The sequence below is a fragment of the Pseudomonas sp. NPDC086112 genome, from assembly GCF_044746425.1.
In the GTDB taxonomy this organism is placed as follows: Bacteria; Pseudomonadota; Gammaproteobacteria; order Pseudomonadales; family Pseudomonadaceae; genus Aquipseudomonas.
Genome location: NZ_JBIVCD010000002.1, coordinates 148,138 through 167,981 on the forward strand (window position 1 = coordinate 148,138; position 19,844 = coordinate 167,981).

Sequence of the window (19,844 nt, forward strand, 5' to 3'; positions counted from 1 at the left end):
CGCCTTCCAGTTCTCCAAGCGAAACTGGAAGGCGGTTGCCTTAAACCGGTTACGACTGCACTTGCACCAACGTGACTTCGGACTGTTGGCTCACATCGTCGAGACGTTCGACCGAATAGGCTACCCGGACCGTCAAATCCCGATGTTCGCGCCAAAACCTGTAGGGAACGATAAATACCAGCGGTTGACCGGCCATTTCCCTTGAGATCTCACGATCATCGCGATGATTGAAATGCTCCCCGTCACATTTCAGATAAACCAGCTCACCCTCTTCTGCCTGGGCATTGTCGATCACGACGGTGACACCATCGATCGCATCTTGCAGATCCAGCCAACCCTCATCGGCCTCCAGCACAGAGGGAGGCAATAGCGGTCCTCGCTCCAGAGGGCCGATCAACAACTGTGCAGGCTCCGAGAAGCGAGGCTCTTGGCCTTCTTTCTCGACGCAATAGCTGATCGTAATGGTTGCACCAAGGTTGGGAGCAATAGACTCGGGACTTACCCAGAACGACAGTTCGCCACCCACTGCAAAGGATTCGATTTTCAATGTGTCATTGAAGCTTGATTGTGGTGTACCGCCGGCCCAGGACAGCAAGACCCGATCTCCAGCCGCCATCCGGGGATACGGCCTGATCGTAACGCGGGCGCCCTCGGCGACCCTGTCGGGATCAAGTGTGCCGCCCACCGCATCGTTCACAATCACAGGCAACAGATCCGGCCGGACATCACCGACGCTCAACTGTAAACGCCCGGACTCCAAAGGCTCACAATGAAGCGCACTGTACAGCGTGTAGTAAACCTCGAGCGACCCGCCGTCCAGTGCGGCGATGTGTACGTCCGACACAGCAAAGACAATCACCCTGTCCACCTGGGCTTCGCTGACGAACCGCGACACTTCATGCCGATACGCCGCACCCTCTGCATCGATACCTGACCAGGACAAGACCAGCTTGTCTCCGCAGGCCATGGCCTGATAAGGCGCAACAGTGACAATGGCCTTTCTTTCGGACGGATCCAACATGGCGTTCTCCGCCTGGTCCAGCCGAGGTGCCGCCATGTATTGCTCTACAACATTCAGGTTTGCCGCTTCATAAATAGTCATTCATACGCTCCAGTCCTTGGAATAAATGCCGCCTTGAAAGTCGGCATCGAACGAAGCCTATTGAACCCCACGATGCTGATTCGTGATGCAGGGCAAAGGCGTCGGCTTGCACGGAAAAATGACGTTTCACAAGTAGGTCATTGCGAGAAAGCGTTCAACCATCGTTAAAAAGATGTCCAGATATTCCGACCAAGACCTCATGTTCATCCGAACTTTCGTACTATTTCTATTCCGTTTTCATCGGGTTATAGCGGCTTTTTCATACATCGCCGAGCAGCTGGTGTGCTTTAGAGTGCCCCCCTTGAACACACACCTGACCTACTGCGAAAAAGGAATCTACATGCTACGGAATGCAACCACTCACTATCCGATCCTGCTGGTCCACGGGCTCTTCGGCTTCGATCGCATCGGCAACCTGGAATTGTTCCATGACGTCAAACTGGCCCTCAGAAGCGCCGGCGCCAGGGTCTTCATCCCGCATCTGTCGGCTACCCACAGCAATGAAACCCGCGGCGAGCAACTGTTGGCGCAGATCGATCGGGTACTGCTGGGAACCGGTGCAAGCAAAGTCAATCTGATCGGTCACAGTCAGGGGGCGCTTGCGGCACGGTATGCAGGAGCGCTGGCACCCGAGGTGGTCGCCTCGGTGACATCGGTCAGCGGGCCGAATCATGGCTCGGAACTGGCCGACTTCCTGCGTAAGGCGCTGATCCCCGGACGCCTGCCGGAACACGTTGCCGGAGCGGTGGCCACGCTGTTCGCCGATTTCCTGTCATTGCTCAGTGGCAACCGGCATCTGCCGCAAAACGCCATTGCCGCGCTCAATGCACTGACCACCGAAGGCGTTGGCGCCTTTAACGACAAGTACCCGCAAGGGTTGCCAAAAACCTGGGGCGGCAAGGGGCGCGATCAGGTCAATGGCGTGCGCTACTATTCCTGGAGCGGCATTTTGCAGGGGGACATCCTCGATGAGGGACTCCATGCACTCAATCCGCTGCACGGGTTTCTGCGGGCCTTCTCCCACTACTTCACCACCGAAGCCGAGCAGAATGACGGCATGGTCGGTCGATTCAGTTCCCATCTGGGCAAAGTGATCCGTTCGGATTATTCGCTGGATCATCTGGATAGCCTCGGCCAGACGACCGGTCAGGTCCGCCGGGGTACCGACCCGATTGCCCTGTATGTGCAACATGCCGAACGCTTGCGAAATGCCGGCCTTTAAAAACGCTGCATGAAAGAGACGGAACTTTGAGGAAGAAATAGCCCACTGAATCCGGTAGGCTCCGCATTTTATTGAACATTGAATGGAGTATTTTCCCATGGCCAAAGCCACTGCCCGTCACATCCTGGTTTCCAGCGAAGAAAAGTGCAACGAACTCAAGGCCCAGATCGAGGCTGGCGCCGATTTCGCCGAAGTCGCCAAAGCCAACTCCTCCTGCCCTTCCAGCCGTCAGGGCGGTGACCTGGGTTCGTTCGGCCCGGGCCAGATGGTCAAGGAATTCGACACCGTGGTCTTCAGCGCGCCGATTAACGTGGTGCAAGGCCCGGTCAAGACCCAGTTCGGTTACCACCTGCTGGAAGTGACCAGTCGTCAGGACTGATCAGCGCTTTGAGTTTGCTACACAACGGCCCGCCTTTTGGTGGGCCGTTGTGTTTTCGTTACGTGATACGGCTGGCGAGGGACGCGCCGCTAGCGTACAAATTGTGGTTATCCACCACCCGGCTCTAAGGCTGACAATGCGACTGGCTTTCCCCACATTGTTGTTCACTGCCGTGGCGCTGCTATTAAGTGCCGCTGGTGTGAATGCTGCACCGCAACATGCGTTGACCGTGTACGGTGAACCGGCGAAGTATCCCGCGGGCTTCAGCCATTTCGCCTACACCAACCCGCGCGCGCCCAAGGGCGGCACGATGCGTCGCTCGGCGATGGAAATCGGTCATTTCGACCATATGCTGCCGTACATCGACAAGGGCACGGGTGTCACGCAGATCGACGGCTTGATCTACTCGCCCCTGGCCCAGCGTTCGCTGGATGAGCCCTATACCGTTTACGGCCTGGTCGCCCAACAGATGGAGCGTTCCGACGACGGACTGTCGCTGCGTTTCTACCTGAATCCGAAGGCCCGTTTCGCCGACGGCAAGCCGATCACCGCCGAAGACGTGCGCTATACCTTCGACCTGCTGATGACCCAGGGCAGCCTGCGCTATCGCACGCAATTCGCCGACGTCAAAGGCGTCGAAGTAGAGTCACCACTCACCATTCGGTTCGACTTCAAGAGCAACGAAAACCGGACCCTGCCCCTGGACATCGCGACCTTGCCGGTGTTTCCCGAGCACTGGTGGAAAACCCGCGACTTTGCCAACGGCGGTGGTTACGAGCCGCCACTGGGCAGCGGGCCGTACCGCGTGAGCAAGGTCGACTCCGGGCGCAGCATCACCTTCGAGCGTAACGCCGACTGGTGGGGCAAGGATTTACCGGTCAGCCGTGGCCTCTACAACTTCGATCATTTCAGCATCGAGTATTTCGGCGATACCGATGTCGCCCGCCAGGTCCTGCGAGGTGGCGCCTACGACTACAACCGCGAATTCTCCGCTACCGCCTACTCCATCGGCTACGAAAGCCCGGCCCTGAGCGACGGTCGCCTGCAAAAGGCCCACCTGGCCAAAGAGGCACCGCAATCGGCTCAGGGCTTTGTGTTCAACCTGCAAAACCCGATGTTCCAGGACCGTCGCGTGCGCCAGGCGCTGGCCATGCTCTGGGATTTCGAGTGGAGCAACCGGCAGATGATGCGCGAGATGTACATCCGCCAGCAGAGCTACTTTTCCAACACCGACCTCGCTGCCCGAGAACTGCCCGACGCAGGCGAACGGGCGATTCTCGAACCGCTGCGCGGGCAGATCCCCGACGAAGTCTTCACCCAGGTCTTCGAAGCACCGAAAACCGACGGCAGCGGCGTGATTCGCGACAAACAGTTGCAAGCCCTGGGTTTGCTCGAACAAGCCGGGTGGAAACCCGATGGCGATCAATTGGTCAACACCCAAGGCCAACCGCTGAGCTTCACTTTCCTGGTCAGCCAGAACGGCATGGACCGACTGCTGTTGCCTTATAAGCGCACCCTGAAACAAATCGGCATCGACCTGAATATTCGGCGCATCGACGCGTCCCAGTACGTCAACCGCCTGATGTCCCGGGATTACGACATGATCGTCACCGGCTACCCGGTCACCACCTCGCCGGGCAACGAGCTGTACAACTATTTCGGCTCGGCGGCGGCCAACGATCCCGGTTCCAACAACTACATGGTGCTGAAGAACCCGGCGGTCGATACGCTGGTCAACGGCCTGGTTCGCGCCACCACCCAGGCTGACATGCTGCGCTACGCCCATGCCCTGGACCGCGTCCTGCAATGGAACTTCTATTGGATTCCCAATTATTACCCGCCGGGCAGCTCGACCGTGTGGTGGAACCGCTTCGGCATTCCCTCTGTGCAAGCGAGCAATGACGCAGCCATCGAGAGTTGGTGGGAAGTGAGCTCCACCCCGCTGACCAATCAACAAATGACCGCCGAGCTCATCAAACGCGGCAAGCCCGGAGGACCGCACTGATGTGGGCTTACATACTGCGGCGCCTGCTGCTGATCATTCCGACACTGGTGATCATTCTTCTGGTCAATTTCGTCATCGTCCAGGCCGCGCCCGGTGGCCCGGTGGAACAGGCCATCGCGCAATTGCAGGGCATTGGCGGTGCGAGTGTCGGTGGCGATTCCAGCGAAACCATGCATGGCAGCTCACGGGCCAGTCGAGGGCTCGACCCGCAGCTGATCAAGGAGATTGAAAAGCAATATGGCTTCGACAAACCGGCCCCGGAACGTCTGTGGCTGATGCTCAAGAGCTACGCCCGCCTCGACTTCGGCAAGAGCTTTTTCCGTGGTGCCACGGTCACCGACCTGATCCTGGAAAAAATGCCGGTAACCATTTCTCTCGGGCTCTGGGCCACGTTGATCACTTATCTGGTGTCGATTCCCTTGGGCATCCGCAAGGCCGTGCATCATGGCAGCCATTTCGATATCTGGAGCAGCACCGCGATCATCATCGGTTATGCCATGCCGGCGTTCCTGTTCGCGATGTTCCTGATTGTGGTCTTCGCCGGCGGCACCTCATTGAACTGGTTCCCGGTGCGCGGCCTGGTCTCGGACAACTTCGAGTCGCTGTCGACCCTGGGCAAAGTCGCCGATTACTTCTGGCATCTGGTACTGCCGGTGACGGCGCTGGTGGTTGGCGGTTTCGCCACCCTGACCATCCTCACCAAGAACTCCTTCCTCAATGAAATCACTCGCCAATACGTGGTCACCGCCCGAGCCAAGGGCTTGAGCGAGCGCCGGGTGCTTTACGGCCATGTGTTTCGCAACGCCATGCTGCTGGTGGTGTCAGGAATTCCGCAGGCCTTCATCAGCGTATTTTTTGCCGGCTCACTGCTGATCGAAGTGATTTTCTCCCTCGATGGCCTGGGTCGCTTGAGTTACGAAGCCGCGGTTTCACGGGACTATCCGGTGGTATTCGGTTCGCTGTTCATCTTCACCTTGTTCGGCCTGCTGATAAAACTCATCGGCGACCTCTGCTACACCCTGGTCGACCCACGCATCGACTTCGCCGCGAGGAACGCCTGATGTTCAAGCTCTCGCCGCTGGGCCGTCGCCGTTTCGAGCGTTTCAAGAAAAACCGCCGTGGCTGGTGGTCGCTGTGGTTGTTTGTCGGCCTGTTCCTGCTGACCCTGGGCGGAGAACTCATCGCCAACGACCAACCGCTGGTGGTCAGTTATCAGGGCTCGCTGTACTTCCCGGCGTTCAAACGCCACACCGAACAGGAGTTTGGTGGGCAACTGCCGTTCCAGGCCGATTACCGCAGCGATTACGTGCAGAAGCTGATTCATAAGGACGGTGGCTGGATGCTGTTTCCTCCGATCCCGTTCAGCGACGACACGCCCAATTACGACCTCAATCAACCGGCGCCGAGCCCGCCGTCGAAGGTCAACTGGCTGGGCACTGACGATCAGGCCCGAGACGTGCTGGCCCGGGTGATTTTCGGGGCGCGGGTGTCGATTCTGTTCGCACTGGCGCTGACCTTCATCAGCGCGTTGATCGGCATCGCCGCCGGTGCCCTGCAAGGCTATTACGGCGGTTGGGTCGACCTGCTCGGCCAGCGCTTGCAGGAAGTCTGGTCGGGGCTTCCGGTGCTGTACCTGCTGATCATTCTGTCGGGCTTCGTTGAGCCGAATTTCTGGTGGCTGCTGGGGATCATGGCGCTGTTTTCCTGGCTGGCCCTGGTGGACGTGGTGCGCGCCGAATTCCTGCGCGGGCGCAACCTGGAATACGTCAAAGCCGCCCGTGCGCTGGGCCTGACCGACCGCAAGGTGATCGTGCGGCACATCCTGCCCAACGCGATGAACGCCACCCTGAGTTATTTGCCGTTCATTTTGACCGGGGCGATTTCCACCCTCACGGCACTGGACTTCCTGGGCTTCGGCATGCCGGCCGGCAGTGCATCGCTGGGTGAGTTGATTGGTCAAGGCAAGCAGAACCTGCAAGCGCCGTGGCTGGGGCTGACGGCGTTTTTCACCCTGGCGCTGATTCTTTCTTTATTGGTGTTTATCGGGGAGGCATTACGCGATGCCTTTGATCCTCGGTCTTGAAGCGGACTGTTGATATGAGTGACAACCTGATCGAAATCCGTGACCTCAACGTGGCCTTCAGCGGCCAGACCGTGGTGCGCAACCTGTGCCTGGACATCCGCCCCGGCGAATGCCTGGCGCTGGTCGGCGAGTCGGGCTGCGGCAAGTCGGTGACTGCCCACTCGATCCTGCAACTGCTGTCCGAGACCGGCACTCAAACCACCGGCAGCATTCGCTATCGCGGCCAGGAATTGATCGGCACCGACATCAAGACCTTGCGCGAGCTGCGCGGCAACCGGATCGCGATGATCTTTCAAGAGCCGATGACCTCCCTCAATCCGCTGCACAGCGTTGAAAAGCAGATCGGCGAAACCTTGCTGCTGCATAAAGGGCTGGGCGGCAAAGCAGCACAAGCGCGGATTCTTGAGTTGCTGCAACTGGTAGGCATCCAGAAACCCGAAGAACGGCTCAAGTCTTATCCCCATCAACTGTCGGGCGGCCAACGGCAACGGGTGATGATCGCCATGGCCCTGGCTTGCGAGCCGGAATTACTCATCGCCGACGAGCCGACCACCGCGCTGGATGTGACGGTACAACGCAAGATCCTGCTGCTGCTCAAATCCCTGCAACAGCGGCTCGGCATGTCGCTGCTGTTGATCAGCCACGACCTCAATCTGGTGCGCAGCATGGCCCAGCGGGTGTGCGTGATGCACGCCGGGGAAATCGTCGAGCAGGCACCTTGCGAAACGCTGTTCACCGAGCCGAAACACCCTTACAGCTGCATGTTGCTGAACGCCGAGCCGGAAGGGGAAGCGCTGCCCCGGGACGAGCGTGAAAAAGTGCTGGAAGTGGATAATTTACAGGTCCGGTTTGTCATCGGTGGCGGCCTGTTCCAGCGTAAAACCTATCTGCGTGCGGTGGACGACATCAGTCTGAATGTTCAGCGTGGCAAGACGCTGGGCATCGTCGGTGAGTCCGGTTCGGGCAAGTCCACCCTCGGTCAGGCGATCCTGCGTTTGCTCGATTCGCAAGGCAGCATTCGCTTTCAGGGCGAGGCCCTGGATGGCTTGACACAGAAGCAGCTGCGACCGTGGCGCAAGAAGATGCAGGTGGTGTTCCAGGACCCCTTCGGTAGTCTCAGCCCGCGAATGTCCGTGGCGCAGATCATCAGTGAAGGCCTTGAGGTTCACAGCCAATCCACCCCCGACGAATGCGAAGCCCAGGTGATCCGGGTGCTGGAAGAAGTTGGGCTCGACCCGCAAAGCCGTCATCGCTACCCGCACGAATTCTCGGGTGGCCAACGCCAACGCATCGCCATTGCCCGCGCACTGGTGCTGAAACCGGCGCTGATCCTGCTCGACGAACCGACCTCGGCGCTGGATCGCACGGTGCAAAAACAAGTGGTCGCCCTGCTCCGTCAGCTTCAGGAAAAATACGGCCTGACCTACCTGTTCATCAGTCACGACCTGGCGGTGATACGCGCCCTGGCCCACGACATGATCGTGATCAAGGACGGCAAAGTGGTGGAAAGCGGCGCGAGCCACACGGTGTTCGACTCGCCGCAGCATCCGTATACCAAAGAGCTGTTGGCGGCGGCGCGTCCGGGGTGGGCATAATCTGCGTCATGTCGTTGGACCGCGTCGCGGCCTTCGCGGGCAAGCCTCGCTCCTACAGGTCGAGGTGATCCGTAGGAGCGAGGCTTGCCCGCGAAGGCACCCGAACAAACACCACACATCCTGGACAATGAAGCCCGATGAACACCACCGAAAGCCTCAAGGACTACCAGCGCGTTCGCACCCTGGCGATCCGTTCGCTGTTCGAAATCATCGAGCAATCGAGCGAAGGCACGGTGATTGTCGACCGCGACGCGAACATCGTCTGGATGAATGAGCGTTATGCCCGGCGCTTCGGTCTCGAATCGGCCGCAGGTGCGATCGGCCGGGCCTGTGAAAGTGTGATTCCTGGCAGCCTGTTGCGTGAGGTGGTGCGCACCGGACGCCCCATCCTGCTGGACATGCAGGACACTCCCAAGGAACCGCTGGTGGTGATGCGTCTGCCGATTCACGACGATGCCGGCGCAGTGATTGGCGCTATCGGCTTTGCCCTGTTCGATGAATTGCGCAGCCTGTCGCCGATGCTCAAGCGCTACCTGAGCATGCAGGAAGAACTCGCCTCCACCCGCTCGCTGTTGCGGGCACGGCAGACCAAGTACAACTTCGCCCATTTCATCGGCACCAGCGCCGCCAGCCTGGAAGTCAAACGTCGCGCCCGGCGCAGCGCCAGTGCCGAGTCTCCGGTGTTGCTGCTGGGCGAAACCGGTACCGGCAAAGAGTTGCTGGCCCAGGCGATTCACGGCGCCTCGCCCCGGGCGCACAAAGCGTTCGTCAGCATCAACAGCGCGGCGATCCCCGAGTCGCTGCTGGAAGCCGAGTTCTTTGGCACCGCCCCCGGCGCGTTCACCGGCGCCGATCGCAAGGGCCGCACCGGCAAGTTGCAGATCGCTCAGGGCGGCACGCTGTTTCTCGATGAGATCGGCGACATGCCGCTGCCGCTGCAAAGCAAATTGCTGCGGGTGTTGCAGGAAAAGGAATTCGAGCCGGTGGGTTCCAACGAAGTGATTCAGAGCGATGTGCGGGTGATCGCTGCCACCTCCACCGACCTGGAAGCGGCGATCAAACGCGGCGAGTTTCGCGCCGATTTATATTACCGCCTCAATGTGCTGCCGATTCAGGTCCCGCCCCTGCGTGATCGCCTTGACGACCTGCCGGCCCTCAGTGAAGCGATCCTCGAAGAGCTGCGCAGTCAGCACGAACTGAACCCCGAAGCCCTGGATTTGTTGGGTCAACACGCTTGGCCAGGGAACATCCGCGAACTGCGCAATGTTCTGGAACGCGCGGCGTTGCTCAGTGATGATTTGATGCTGAACGCGACGGATATCCGCGCGGCGATTGGCAGTTTTATCCCGGTGCAGCGTGTGGCGCCCTTGGCCATCGAGCCGGTTGCCCATGAAACCTTCAGCGAAGCTCGTGAACGGTTTGATCGGCAGTTGATTGAAGCCGCCCTCGCGCAATGCGACGGGAAGGTTATCGAAGCGGCGGCGCGTTTGGGGTTGGGGCGGTCGACGTTGTACAAGAAGATGGTGGCGTTGGGGATTGCCGAGTCTCCATAAAGAGACATTGATCTCTATTGATAGACGCGGCCTCTTCGCGGGCAAGCCTCGCTCCTACAGGTAACGCAATGGCGCAAATAACCACAATCCCGTAGGAGCGAGGCTTGCCCGCGAAAGCGTCAGCCCCGGCATCAAAAATCTCAATACAGAGACAAAAAATCGTACAACCCTCTCATCAATAAATAATTTCTTTAAGTTTCAACAACTTAGCTTCTGGCACGAAACTCGCTATAGCCCTTCCCACAAAGCTTCACCCTACAAAAATAACAATTCAGGAGACACACCATGAGTGTGATCATTGCCTTGGCAGCTCTCACGCTGCTGATGGTGGCTGCTTACCGTGGCTACAGCGTTATCCTCTTTGCCCCGATCGCCGCCCTCGGCGCCGTCCTGCTCACCGACCCTTCTGCCGTTGCCCCCGTCTTCACCGGGGTGTTCATGGAAAAAATGGTCGGCTTCGTCAAACTGTATTTCCCGGTGTTCCTGCTCGGTGCCGTGTTCGGCAAGCTGATCGAGTTGTCGGGCTTCTCCCGCTCCATCGTCGCAGCGGCCATTCGTTTGCTCGGCACTCGCCAGGCGATGCTGGTGATCGTGTTGGTCTGCGCCCTGCTCACTTACGGCGGCGTGTCGCTGTTTGTGGTGGTGTTTGCGGTCTACCCGTTTGCCGCCGAGATGTTCCGCCAGAGCAATATCCCCAAGCGCCTGATCCCGGCGACCATCGCCCTCGGCGCATTCTCGTTCACCATGGACGCCCTGCCCGGCACGCCGCAGATCCAGAACATCATCCCTAGCACCTTCTTCAACACCACCGCCTGGGCCGCGCCGTGGCTGGGTGTGATCGGCACGATTTTCGTGTTCTGCGCCGGCATGCTGTTCCTTCAAAGCCAGCGCAACAAGGCCCAGCGCAGTGGTGAAGGGTATGGTTCAGAGCTGCGCAACGAGCCGGAAACCGCACCGGACATCAAGCTGCCCAACCCCTGGATCGCGCTGTCGCCGCTGTTGATGGTGGGCCTGATGAACCTGCTGTTCACCCGCTGGATTCCGCTGTGGTACGGCAAGACTCACAGCCTCTCGTTGCCAGGCATGGCAGCACCGGTGACCACCGACATCGCCAAACTGACCGCGATCTGGGCGGTCCAGGCAGCCTTGCTGGTGGGCATCGTCATGGTGCTGGTGTTCGCCTTTCAGACGATTCGCGGCAAGTTGGCCGAAGGCAGTAAAAGTGCGGTCAGCGGCGCGCTGCTGGCGGCGATGAACACCGCGTCGGAATACGGTTTCGGTGCAGTGATCGCGTCGCTACCGGGTTTTCTGGTGCTGTCCGGCTGGCTCAAAAGCATTCCCAACCCGCTGGTCAACGAAGCGATTACCGTGACCCTGCTGGCCGGCATCACCGGTTCGGCGTCGGGCGGCATGAGCATCGCCCTGGCGGCGATGTCCGAGACGTTCATCAGCGCCGCCCATGCCGCCAACATTCCATTGGAAGTGCTGCACCGGGTCGCCGCGATGGCCAGTGGCGGTATGGACACCCTGCCGCACAACGGCGCGGTGATTACGTTGCTGGCGGTCACCGGTTTGACCCACCGCGAGGCCTACAAAGACATTTTCTGTATTACGCTGATCAAGACACTCGCTGTTTTTGTGGTGATCGGTACTTTCTACGCCACTGGCATTGTGTGAGGTATTCATGACGACTCTTTCGGGCAAGACCGCACTGGTCACCGGTTCCACCAGCGGCATCGGTCTGGGAATCGCCCTGAGCCTGGCCAAGGCTGGCGCCAACCTCATCCTCAACGGTTTCGGCGATGCGTCCAGGGTGATTGCCGAGGTGGAACAGCTCAATAATAAAAGCGGCGGCAAGGTCGGCCATCACCCCGCCGACGTCAGCGACCCGGCGCAGATCGCCGACATGATCGAGTACGCCGAGCGTGAGTTTGGCGGCGTGGATATCCTGGTCAACAACGCGGGCATCCAGCACGTGGCGTCGGTGGAAGATTTTCCGGTGGAGCGCTGGGACTCGATCATTGCGATCAATCTGTCGTCGGTGTTTCACAGTACCCGTTTGAGCTTGCCGGGGATGCGTACCAAGGGCTGGGGACGGATCATCAATATCGCTTCGGTGCATGGCCAGGTCGGTTCGGTGGGCAAGGCGGCGTACGTTGCGGCCAAGCATGGTGTGATCGGCCTGACCAAGGTGGTCGGCCTGGAAACCGCCACGACGAACGTCACCTGCAATGCCATTTGCCCAGGTTGGGTGCTGACGCCGCTGGTGCAGAAGCAGATCGATGATCGCGCCGCGACCGGGATCGACCCGCAGCAGGCGCAACATGATTTGCTGGCCGAGAAGCAGCCGTCGCTGGAATTCGTGACGCCGCCGCAGCTGGGTGAGTTGGTGCTGTTTTTATGCAGCGAAGCCGGTAGCCAGGTGCGTGGCGCTGCGTGGAATATTGATGGTGGGTGGTTGGCGCAGTAATCCGCCGCCAAACCGCGTTATCGTTCTTCGCGGGCAAGCCTCGCTCCTACAGGTTTTGTGTCGAACCCCATACCCTGTAGGAGCGAGGCTTGCCCGCGAACAGATCTGAAGACAGAAAAAGAGGCCAAGCCATGTCCGACATCCTCTGGCAACCCGGCACCGAGCGCATCGGCAAATCCCGCATGGAGGCCTTCCGGCGCTTCGTCAATCAGCGACATGCCCTTGAAATCGCCGACTACCCTGCCCTGCACCAGTGGAGCATCGATCAACGCGAAGCTTTCTGGCAGGCCATCGTCGATTTCTTCGACATCCGTTTTCACGATCAGCCAGACGCGGTGCTGATTGAGGGCGCACAAATGCCCAGCGCCCAGTGGTTCCCCGGCGCCACGCTGAACTTCGCCGAGCACTTGCTGCGCCGTCGCGACGATGCCGTGGCGGTGGTGGCCATCGGCGAAAACGGCCAACGGGAACAACTGACCTGGGCCGAACTGGCGAGCCATGTCGCCGGTTTTCAAAACGGCCTGAAAGCCGCCGGTGTCGGCCTCGGCGACCGCGTGGCCGCGTGCATGCCGAACACCTGGCAAACCCTGGTAGCCATGCTCGCCACCACCAGTCTGGGTGCGATCTGGTCTTGTTCCTCGCCAGACTTCGGCACCCACGGGGTGATCGACCGTTTCGGCCAGATCGAGCCGAAAGTGCTGATCACCTGCGCCGGTTACCGTTACGCCGGCAAAGAGATCGACCAGACCGCCAAGGTCAACGAAATCCTCGGGCAACTGCCGTCCTTGCAGCAGTTGATCGTTGTGCCTTACGCACGACCCCAGGCACACATCGAAGACTTCCGCAGCCAGGCCAACGTGACGCTCTGGGACGATTTCTACGACCCGGGCGGTGAGCCGCAATTCATTCCCGTGCCCTTCGCTCATCCGCTGTACATCCTCTATTCCAGCGGCACCACCGGCGTGCCGAAATGCATTGTTCACAGCACCGGCGGCGTACTGCTGCAACACGTCAAGGAACATGGGCTGCATACCGATCTTGGCCCCGGCGACCGTTTGTTCTACTACACCACGTGCGGCTGGATGATGTGGAACTGGCTGGTCTCGGCGCTGGCAGTCGACAGCGCCGTGGTGCTGTACGACGGCTCGCCGTTTCATCCAGGCCCGGAGCGTTTGATCGACCTGATCGACGACGAACGCATCAACGTCTTCGGCACAAGCCCCAAGTTCCTCACCGCGCTGGAAAGCAATGGCCTGAAGCCGTGCGACAGTCATGACCTGAGCAGCCTGAAAACCGTGCTGTCCACCGGTTCCGCGCTGTCCCCGCAAAGCTTCGACTACGTCTACCGCGCGTTCAAGTCCGACCTGTGCCTGTCCTCGATGTCCGGCGGCACTGACATCATTTCGTGCTTTGTGATTGGCAACCCGGTCCTGCCGGTGCGCCGTGGCGAAATGCAGTGCAAGGGCCTGGGCATGGCGGTCGAAGTGTGGAACGACGCCGGTACGCCTGTGATCGGGGAAAAAGGCGAACTGGTGTGCACCCGGCATTTTCCGGCCATGCCCATCGGTTTGTGGCATGACCCTGATGGGGAGAAGCTGCGAAAGTCCTATTTCAGCCTGTTCCCCGGTGTCTGGGCCCAAGGCGATTACGCCGAACAACTGCCCCACGGTGGCCTATTGATCCACGGGCGTTCCGATGCCGTGCTCAACCCCGGCGGCGTGCGCATCGGCACGGCGGAAATCTATCGTCAGGTGGAGAAAATCCCGCAGGTGCTGGACAGCGTCGCCATCGGCCAGCAATGGCAGGATGACGTGCGGGTGGTGCTGTTTGTGAGGTTGCGTGACGGTGTCGAGCTGGACGAAGCACTGCAACAACAGATTCGCCAAGTCATCCGCGCCAACACCACACCACGGCATGTGCCGGCGAAGATAGTTGCGGTGACCGATATTCCGCGGACCATCAGCGGCAAGGTGGTCGAGCTGGCGGTAAGGAATGTGGTACATGGCCAGAAGGTGAAGAACACCGACGCACTGGCCAATCCCGAGGCATTGGAGCAGTTTCGCAACCGCCCCGAACTGAGCGACTGAAACGTAGATCCATTGTGGGAGCGGGCTTGCTCGCGAAGACGATTTCACATTCAACATTGATGTTGGCTGATAGACCGCTTTCGCGAGCAAGCCCGCTCCCACATTTGATCGTCGTTGCCGGCGCTAGTCCACCAATCCCCACTCACCCGGCGGTGTATGGGGCCCGGGCGTGGCCTCGGCGTGCATTTTCAGGCGCAAACGCAAGTTGTTCACCGAATCTGCATGTTTCAACGCCTCTGCCTCATCAATCGCGCCCTCGGCAAACAGCCCGAACAGCGCCCCATCAAAGGTCTGCATTCCTGCGTCTGACGACTTCTCCATAATCCCCTTGAGCTCGCCAAGCTCATTGCGCCGGATCAGGTCGCCGATGGTTGGCGTTCCCAACATCACTTCCACCGCTGCCCGGCGCTGCCCATCCCGGGTACGCACCAAACGCTGGGAAACAAAGGCCTTGAGGTTATTGCCCAAGTCATGGAGCAGTTGCGCCCGGCGTTCTTCGGGAAAGAAGTTGATCACGCGGTCCAGCGCCTGATTGGCGTTGTGGGCATGCAAAGTGGAAATGACCAGATGACCGGTATCGGCAAACGCCAACGCGTGCTCCATAGTCTCGCGATCGCGGATCTCGCCGATCAGCACCACGTCCGGTGCCTGGCGCAGGGTGTTTTTCAACGCCGCATGAAAACTGCGGGTATCGACGCCGACCTCACGCTGGTTAATGATCGACTTCTTGTGCCGATGGATAAACTCGACCGGGTCTTCGATGGTGATGATATGGCCGCTGCTGTGACGGTTGCGGTAATCGATCAGCGCCGCCAGCGAGGTCGACTTGCCGGAACCGGTCGAACCGACGAACAATATCAGCCCCTGTTTGAGCATCACGGTTTCGAGCAGCACCGGAGGCAGCTTGAGGTCTTCGAAACGTGGAATGTCGAGTTTGATATTGCGCGCCACGATCGACACATCATTGCGCTGCTTGAAGATATTGAGCCGAAAGCGCCCGACCCCGGCCAGGGAAAGCGCCAGGTTCATTTCCAGTTCGCGATCGAACTCCAGGCGCTGTTCGGCGTCCATGATGGACGCGGCAATGGCTGCGATTTCTCCGGGCTTGAACGGTTGCTCAGCCAGGGCTTTGAGCACACCGTCAAATTTCGCGCTGGGTGGCGCGCCCGTGGACAAATAAAGATCGGAGCCATTGCGGCTGGACAGAATCTGCAACAGTGCATCGATTTCCATGGCAAAAAACACCCGCGAAGCATTCAATTGAAAAAATGACCCCATCTGGGTCATCCAGCGTCTACCGCCATGCAAGGATAGTAGACGCCGCCACACCGACTGACGCAGGACATTGCAATGAACGCACCACCGACCGCCAGCGACGCCCAGGCCTTGATTGCCCGACTGGACTGGACAAACAACCCGCTGGGCGCCGCTGATCACTGGCCGCAGAGCCTGCGCACCGCCGTGGACATTGTGATTCACTCGCCGATGCCGATGCTGTTGCTGTGGGGCCCGCAGCTCACCCAGATCTACAACGACGGCTTCGCCCTCCTCGCCGGCAGCAAACACCCTCACGCTTTCGGACAACCGACGCACCTGATCTGGCCAGAACTGAAAGACTTTACCGACCCGATTTACAGCGCCGTCCTACAGGGTCAGGTGCGGACCTACAGCGAACAGCGCTTTACCTTGCAGCGCGACGGACGAGATTCCGACTTCTGGCTGGATTTGACCTACAGTCCCATTCGCAATGAAAGCGCTGAGGTCGCCGGGATTCTGGTCACGGCCATCGAAACCAACGAACGCCGCCGCATCGCCCTGGAACTCGAACAACGCTCCGCCGCCAGCCTCAAGGCCCAGCACGAAACCGAGCAGCGCCTGCAACTGGCGCTGGCCGCCACCGATGCCGTCGGCACCTGGGACTGGGACATCGGCGAAGACCGTTTCATCGCCGATGCCCACTTCGCTCAATTGCATGGCGTCGATCCGACCATGGCCAGCCAGTTGCCCATCAGCGAATACCTCCACGGCGTGCATCCGGAAGACCGCGCGATGATTGCCCGCAGCATCAAGCACTGCATCACCCATGGCAGCGAGTACGCCGAGGAATATCGCTTGCTGCAGCCCGACGGCCAATTGCGCTGGGTGTTTGCCCGAGGCCGCTGCTACAAGGACCATCATGGTCGGCCGATTCGTTTCCTTGGCGCGGCACTCGACCTGACCGAACGCAAACACATCGAACAGGCCTTGCGCCAGAGCCAGACCGAGCTGCAACTGATCATCAACGCCATGCCGATCCTGATCAGTTACGTCGACAGCGAGGAGCGTTTTCGCCTCAACAATGCCGCCTACCTGGAGTGGTACGGCCTGACGCCCCAGGAGCTTTACGGCCGCACCGTCCGTGAAGTGCTGGGCGACGAAGCCTATGCCCTGCGCGCCGAATACATTGCCGATGCGCTGAAAGGCAAGGCCTGCAGTTTCAGCATCAGCGCCGCGCACCGCGATGGCAGCACCCGCCAGGCCCTGATGAACTACCTGCCGCGTCATGGCGCGGACGGCGCGGTAAACGGTTTTTACATCTTCGTGATCGACGAAACTGAGCGCAAACAGACCGAAGAAGCACTGCGCAACCTCAACGAAACCCTTGAAGAACGCGTCAGCGCCCGCACTCAGCAATTGGCCGAAGCCAACCAGCGGCTGCAGAACGAGATGTTCGAACGCGAGCGCGCTGAAGATGCCTTGCGGCATGCGCAGAAAATGGAAGCGGTGGGACAGCTCACCGGCGGCATCGCCCATGACTTCAACAACATGCTCACCGGGATCATCGGCAGCCTTGATTTGATGCAGCGCTACATCGCCGACGGGCGCGCCGCGGAGATCGGTCGTTTTACCGAAGCCGCGGTGTCCTCGGCTCACCGCGCGGCTGCCCTGACCCATCGCCTGCTGGCGTTCTCCCGGCGTCAGTCACTGGATCGCAAGCCGCTGAATGCCAATCAGCTGGTGCATTCTCTGGAAGATTTGTTCCGCCGCACCAAGGGCGACCCTATCGAGCTCAAAATAAAGCTGGCCGATGAAGTCTGGCCCGTCAGCACTGACGTCAGCCAACTGGAAAACGCCTTGCTCAACCTCGTGATCAATGCCCGGGATGCGATGCCCGAAGGTGGCGAGCTGCTGATCGAAACCGCCAACGTTCATCTTGACGGTAGCGACATCACCCCCCTGGAACCGGTCACGGCCGGGGATTATCTGATGATTGCCGTCAGCGACAACGGCGCCGGCATGACCCCGTCAGTGTTGGCCAAGGCCTTCGATCCGTTCTTCACCACCAAACCCATCGGTCAGGGCACCGGCCTTGGGCTGTCGATGATCTATGGTTTCGCCCAGCAGTCGGGCGGGCACGTCAGCCTTCACAGCCTGCCGGGCCAGGGCACCTGCGTTCGCCTGTATTTGCCACGCCTGCACGTCGCGGTGCCGGAGCACACTCTGGAGCCGCTCACCGGCGAAACTCCGGCAGCGGTGGCCGGTGAAACGGTGGTGTTGGTGGAAGACGATCCGGCGGTGCGCATGCTGGTGCTCGACCTGCTCAATGAACTGGGTTATCACGCTCATGAAGCCGAAGACGCGAAGGCCGCCCTGCCCTTGCTGGAATCCGACCTGCGGGTCGATCTGCTGGTGACCGATGTCGGGCTGCCGGGCATGAACGGTCGGCAACTGGCGGAAATCGCGCGTCAGCATCGCCCGGACCTGAAGGTGCTGTTCATGACCGGTTATGCGGAGAAAGCCGCCGAACGCCAGGGGTTCCTGGAGGAAGGGATGGACATGGTGGCCAAACCTTTTTCCATTGACCTGTTGGCCAACAAGATTCGCACGATGATCGGCCAAGCGGACTGAGTTAAGGCATAATCGCGCGCCCCACGCTGGCACCAACATAGCCACCACCGTTGCAAGGTACTGCCAATGAAAGCCCAAGCCCGCCATATCCTGGTGAAAACCTCGGAAGAAGCCGAGCAGCTCAAACAACGCATCGCCAAGGGCGAAGCCTTCGATGTGCTGGCCAAGAAATACTCCACGTGCCCGTCCGGCAAACGCGGCGGTGACCTGGGCGAAGTACGGCCCGGGCAGATGGTCGGCGTGATCGATGCGGTGATCTTCAAAAAACCACTGCGTGTGGTGCACGGGCCGATCAAGAGCAAGTTTGGTTATCACCTGGTGCAGGTGTTTTATCGGGATTGATGGGTTGCCTTTAGGACCCCTTCGCGAGCAAGCCCGCTCCCACATTTGATCGGTGGTGGTCACCCATTGTGTGTTCACTGAAGATCTAGAGTGGGAGCGGGCTTGCTCGCGAACCGATTGCGCAGCAAACGGCCATCCACCGCTTATCTCGGGATCAACGCCCCGGGCACTTGAATCACCCGACTCGCCAACCGATGCCCCGCCTCGGCAGCCTCAACCGGGCTACCACCCTTGAGCCGACACGCCAAATACGCCGCACTGAACGAATCCCCCGCCGCCGTGGTATCCACCACCCGCTCGACCACCTGTGCCGGCACTTCGAACGACTCTCCATCGCAACGAATCAGACACGCCTCGGCCCCGCGCTTGAGCACCACTTCCGGCGTACCCATCTGCTCGTACGCGGCAAACACCGCCGCGCAGTCGGAAAAATGGAACAGCGCCTGCTCATCGTCAACCGTCAGCAACGCCAGGTCGATATAGGGCAGAACACTGCGATAAGCCGCCCGTGCCTCTTCAATCGAAGCCCACAAGCGTGGTCGATAATTGTTGTCGAACACGATCCGCGCATCCCGCTGCCGGGCTTCGATCAGGGTTTCCAGGAGTTTTTCCCGGCCCTGCAAACCGAGCACCGCCAGGGTGATGCCGCTGAAATACAACACGTCGTAATCCGGCAGCGCCGCCAGAATCGGCGCGGCGGCCGGTGTGGTAAAGCAATCGCGCACTGCCGCTTCGTTGCGCCAGTAGAGAAAACGCCGCTCGCCGGCCGCGTCGGTCTGGATGCAATACAGGCCAGGCAGGCGACCGGGCAAACGCTGGACCATGTCCAACCCGATCTTCTCGCTGGCCCAGCTCTGGCACATCGCGTCGCTGAAACTGTCATCGCCCAGGGCGGTGACGTAATCCACCGTGCCGCCATCGCCCAGCTCACGGGCCAGGTAGACCGCCGTGTTCAGGGTATCGCCGCCGAAGCTTTGTTGCAGCGTACCGTCGGCGCGCTGCTGCAATTCGATCATGCATTCGCCGATCAGGGCGATGCGCGGGGTGTTGGGGCCCAGGGGGCTGATGCTGTTCATTGACGTGGTGTCTCTGGTGTTTCGGTGGCGTCTGGATGGGCG

15 protein-coding genes are annotated in these 19,844 nt (G+C 60.0%); 12 read left to right on the forward strand and 3 right to left on the reverse strand.

Annotation, left to right across the window (positions count from 1 at the left end):
- Window positions 1-49: 49 nt before the first annotated feature.
- A complete protein-coding gene (locus tag ACIPLA_RS02620; protein ID WP_401171205.1) occupies window positions 50-1,102 on the reverse strand; it encodes a hypothetical protein in 1,053 nt (350 codons plus the stop codon).
- 340 nt (window positions 1,103-1,442) lie between these two features.
- Between ACIPLA_RS02620 and ACIPLA_RS02625 the strand changes: the two genes are divergently transcribed.
- From ACIPLA_RS02625 to ACIPLA_RS02670, 10 genes are all read left to right on the forward strand, one after another.
- Complete coding sequence (locus ACIPLA_RS02625; protein WP_401171208.1) at window positions 1,443-2,324, forward strand: esterase/lipase family protein; 882 nt, start codon at window positions 1,443-1,445, stop codon at window positions 2,322-2,324.
- A 97-nt stretch (window positions 2,325-2,421) separates the two neighbouring features.
- Window positions 2,422-2,703, forward strand: a complete 282-nt coding sequence (locus tag ACIPLA_RS02630; protein WP_007898306.1) for a peptidylprolyl isomerase — start codon at window positions 2,422-2,424, stop codon at window positions 2,701-2,703.
- Between the two features lie 136 nt (window positions 2,704-2,839).
- Complete coding sequence (locus ACIPLA_RS02635) at window positions 2,840-4,708, forward strand: extracellular solute-binding protein (protein ID WP_401171211.1); 1,869 nt, start codon at window positions 2,840-2,842, stop codon at window positions 4,706-4,708.
- A complete protein-coding gene (locus tag ACIPLA_RS02640; protein ID WP_401171214.1) occupies window positions 4,708-5,769 on the forward strand; it encodes a microcin C ABC transporter permease YejB in 1,062 nt (353 codons plus the stop codon). Before ACIPLA_RS02635 ends, ACIPLA_RS02640 begins: the two co-directional genes overlap by 1 nt.
- Entirely contained in the window at window positions 5,769-6,791 is a 1,023-nt protein-coding gene (locus ACIPLA_RS02645) for an ABC transporter permease (protein WP_401171217.1), read from the forward strand. Before ACIPLA_RS02640 ends, ACIPLA_RS02645 begins: the two co-directional genes overlap by 1 nt.
- A 14-nt stretch (window positions 6,792-6,805) precedes the next feature.
- Window positions 6,806-8,386, forward strand: a complete 1,581-nt coding sequence (locus ACIPLA_RS02650; RefSeq protein WP_218395926.1) for an ABC transporter ATP-binding protein — start codon at window positions 6,806-6,808, stop codon at window positions 8,384-8,386.
- A gap of 137 nt (window positions 8,387-8,523) precedes the next feature.
- Window positions 8,524-9,939, forward strand: coding sequence for a sigma-54-dependent Fis family transcriptional regulator (locus ACIPLA_RS02655; protein WP_218395927.1), 1,416 nt, complete (start codon window positions 8,524-8,526; stop codon window positions 9,937-9,939).
- A gap of 285 nt (window positions 9,940-10,224) precedes the next feature.
- Window positions 10,225-11,616 (forward strand): GntP family permease, encoded by a 1,392-nt coding sequence (locus ACIPLA_RS02660; protein ID WP_192343757.1) that lies wholly within the window; start codon window positions 10,225-10,227, stop codon window positions 11,614-11,616.
- A 7-nt stretch (window positions 11,617-11,623) separates the two neighbouring features.
- Entirely contained in the window at window positions 11,624-12,409 is a 786-nt protein-coding gene (locus ACIPLA_RS02665; RefSeq protein ID WP_218395929.1) for a 3-hydroxybutyrate dehydrogenase, read from the forward strand.
- 131 nt (window positions 12,410-12,540) lie between these two features.
- Complete coding sequence (locus ACIPLA_RS02670; protein WP_401171222.1) at window positions 12,541-14,496, forward strand: acetoacetate--CoA ligase; 1,956 nt, start codon at window positions 12,541-12,543, stop codon at window positions 14,494-14,496.
- Window positions 14,497-14,619: 123 nt separating this feature from the next.
- On the opposite strand, the gene ACIPLA_RS02675 is transcribed toward ACIPLA_RS02670, so the two are convergent.
- The gene (locus ACIPLA_RS02675) at window positions 14,620-15,729 is read right to left on the reverse strand and encodes a PilT/PilU family type 4a pilus ATPase (RefSeq protein ID WP_218396726.1); all 1,110 of its coding nucleotides are present in this window, start codon (window positions 15,727-15,729) and stop codon (window positions 14,620-14,622) included.
- A gap of 117 nt (window positions 15,730-15,846) precedes the next feature.
- Here ACIPLA_RS02675 and ACIPLA_RS02680 point away from each other — a divergent pair, with 117 nt between their 5' ends.
- Both ACIPLA_RS02680 and ACIPLA_RS02685 read left to right on the forward strand, forming a co-directional pair.
- Window positions 15,847-18,384 (forward strand): PAS domain S-box protein, encoded by a 2,538-nt coding sequence (locus tag ACIPLA_RS02680; RefSeq protein WP_123495013.1) that lies wholly within the window; start codon window positions 15,847-15,849, stop codon window positions 18,382-18,384.
- A 66-nt stretch (window positions 18,385-18,450) separates the two neighbouring features.
- The gene (locus ACIPLA_RS02685; RefSeq protein ID WP_007898282.1) at window positions 18,451-18,726 is read left to right on the forward strand and encodes a peptidylprolyl isomerase; all 276 of its coding nucleotides are present in this window, start codon (window positions 18,451-18,453) and stop codon (window positions 18,724-18,726) included.
- 143 nt (window positions 18,727-18,869) lie between these two features.
- On the opposite strand, the gene ACIPLA_RS02690 is transcribed toward ACIPLA_RS02685, so the two are convergent.
- Window positions 18,870-19,802 carry a sugar kinase gene (locus tag ACIPLA_RS02690; protein ID WP_218395935.1) on the reverse strand — a complete coding sequence of 311 codons (933 nt, stop codon included), beginning with the start codon at window positions 19,800-19,802 and terminating at the stop codon, window positions 18,870-18,872.
- Between the last annotated feature and the right edge of the window lie 42 nt (window positions 19,803-19,844).

What these genes read in the sequence shown, in the direction of transcription:
- ACIPLA_RS02620 (WP_401171205.1), bottom strand. Translation starts at nt 1,102, where the DNA reads ATGACTATTTATGAAGCGGCAAACCTGAATGTTGTAGAGCAATACATG.
- ACIPLA_RS02625 (WP_401171208.1), top strand. Translation starts at nt 1,443, where the DNA reads ATGCTACGGAATGCAACCACTCACTATCCGATCCTGCTGGTCCACGGG.
- ACIPLA_RS02630 (WP_007898306.1), top strand. Translation starts at nt 2,422, where the DNA reads ATGGCCAAAGCCACTGCCCGTCACATCCTGGTTTCCAGCGAAGAAAAG.
- ACIPLA_RS02635 (WP_401171211.1), top strand. Translation starts at nt 2,840, where the DNA reads ATGCGACTGGCTTTCCCCACATTGTTGTTCACTGCCGTGGCGCTGCTA.
- ACIPLA_RS02640 (WP_401171214.1), top strand. Translation starts at nt 4,708, where the DNA reads ATGTGGGCTTACATACTGCGGCGCCTGCTGCTGATCATTCCGACACTG.
- ACIPLA_RS02645 (WP_401171217.1), top strand. Translation starts at nt 5,769, where the DNA reads ATGTTCAAGCTCTCGCCGCTGGGCCGTCGCCGTTTCGAGCGTTTCAAG.
- ACIPLA_RS02650 (WP_218395926.1), top strand. Translation starts at nt 6,806, where the DNA reads ATGAGTGACAACCTGATCGAAATCCGTGACCTCAACGTGGCCTTCAGC.
- ACIPLA_RS02655 (WP_218395927.1), top strand. Translation starts at nt 8,524, where the DNA reads ATGAACACCACCGAAAGCCTCAAGGACTACCAGCGCGTTCGCACCCTG.
- ACIPLA_RS02660 (WP_192343757.1), top strand. Translation starts at nt 10,225, where the DNA reads ATGAGTGTGATCATTGCCTTGGCAGCTCTCACGCTGCTGATGGTGGCT.
- ACIPLA_RS02665 (WP_218395929.1), top strand. Translation starts at nt 11,624, where the DNA reads ATGACGACTCTTTCGGGCAAGACCGCACTGGTCACCGGTTCCACCAGC.
- ACIPLA_RS02670 (WP_401171222.1), top strand. Translation starts at nt 12,541, where the DNA reads ATGTCCGACATCCTCTGGCAACCCGGCACCGAGCGCATCGGCAAATCC.
- ACIPLA_RS02675 (WP_218396726.1), bottom strand. Translation starts at nt 15,729, where the DNA reads ATGGAAATCGATGCACTGTTGCAGATTCTGTCCAGCCGCAATGGCTCC.
- ACIPLA_RS02680 (WP_123495013.1), top strand. Translation starts at nt 15,847, where the DNA reads ATGAACGCACCACCGACCGCCAGCGACGCCCAGGCCTTGATTGCCCGA.
- ACIPLA_RS02685 (WP_007898282.1), top strand. Translation starts at nt 18,451, where the DNA reads ATGAAAGCCCAAGCCCGCCATATCCTGGTGAAAACCTCGGAAGAAGCC.
- ACIPLA_RS02690 (WP_218395935.1), bottom strand. Translation starts at nt 19,802, where the DNA reads ATGAACAGCATCAGCCCCCTGGGCCCCAACACCCCGCGCATCGCCCTG.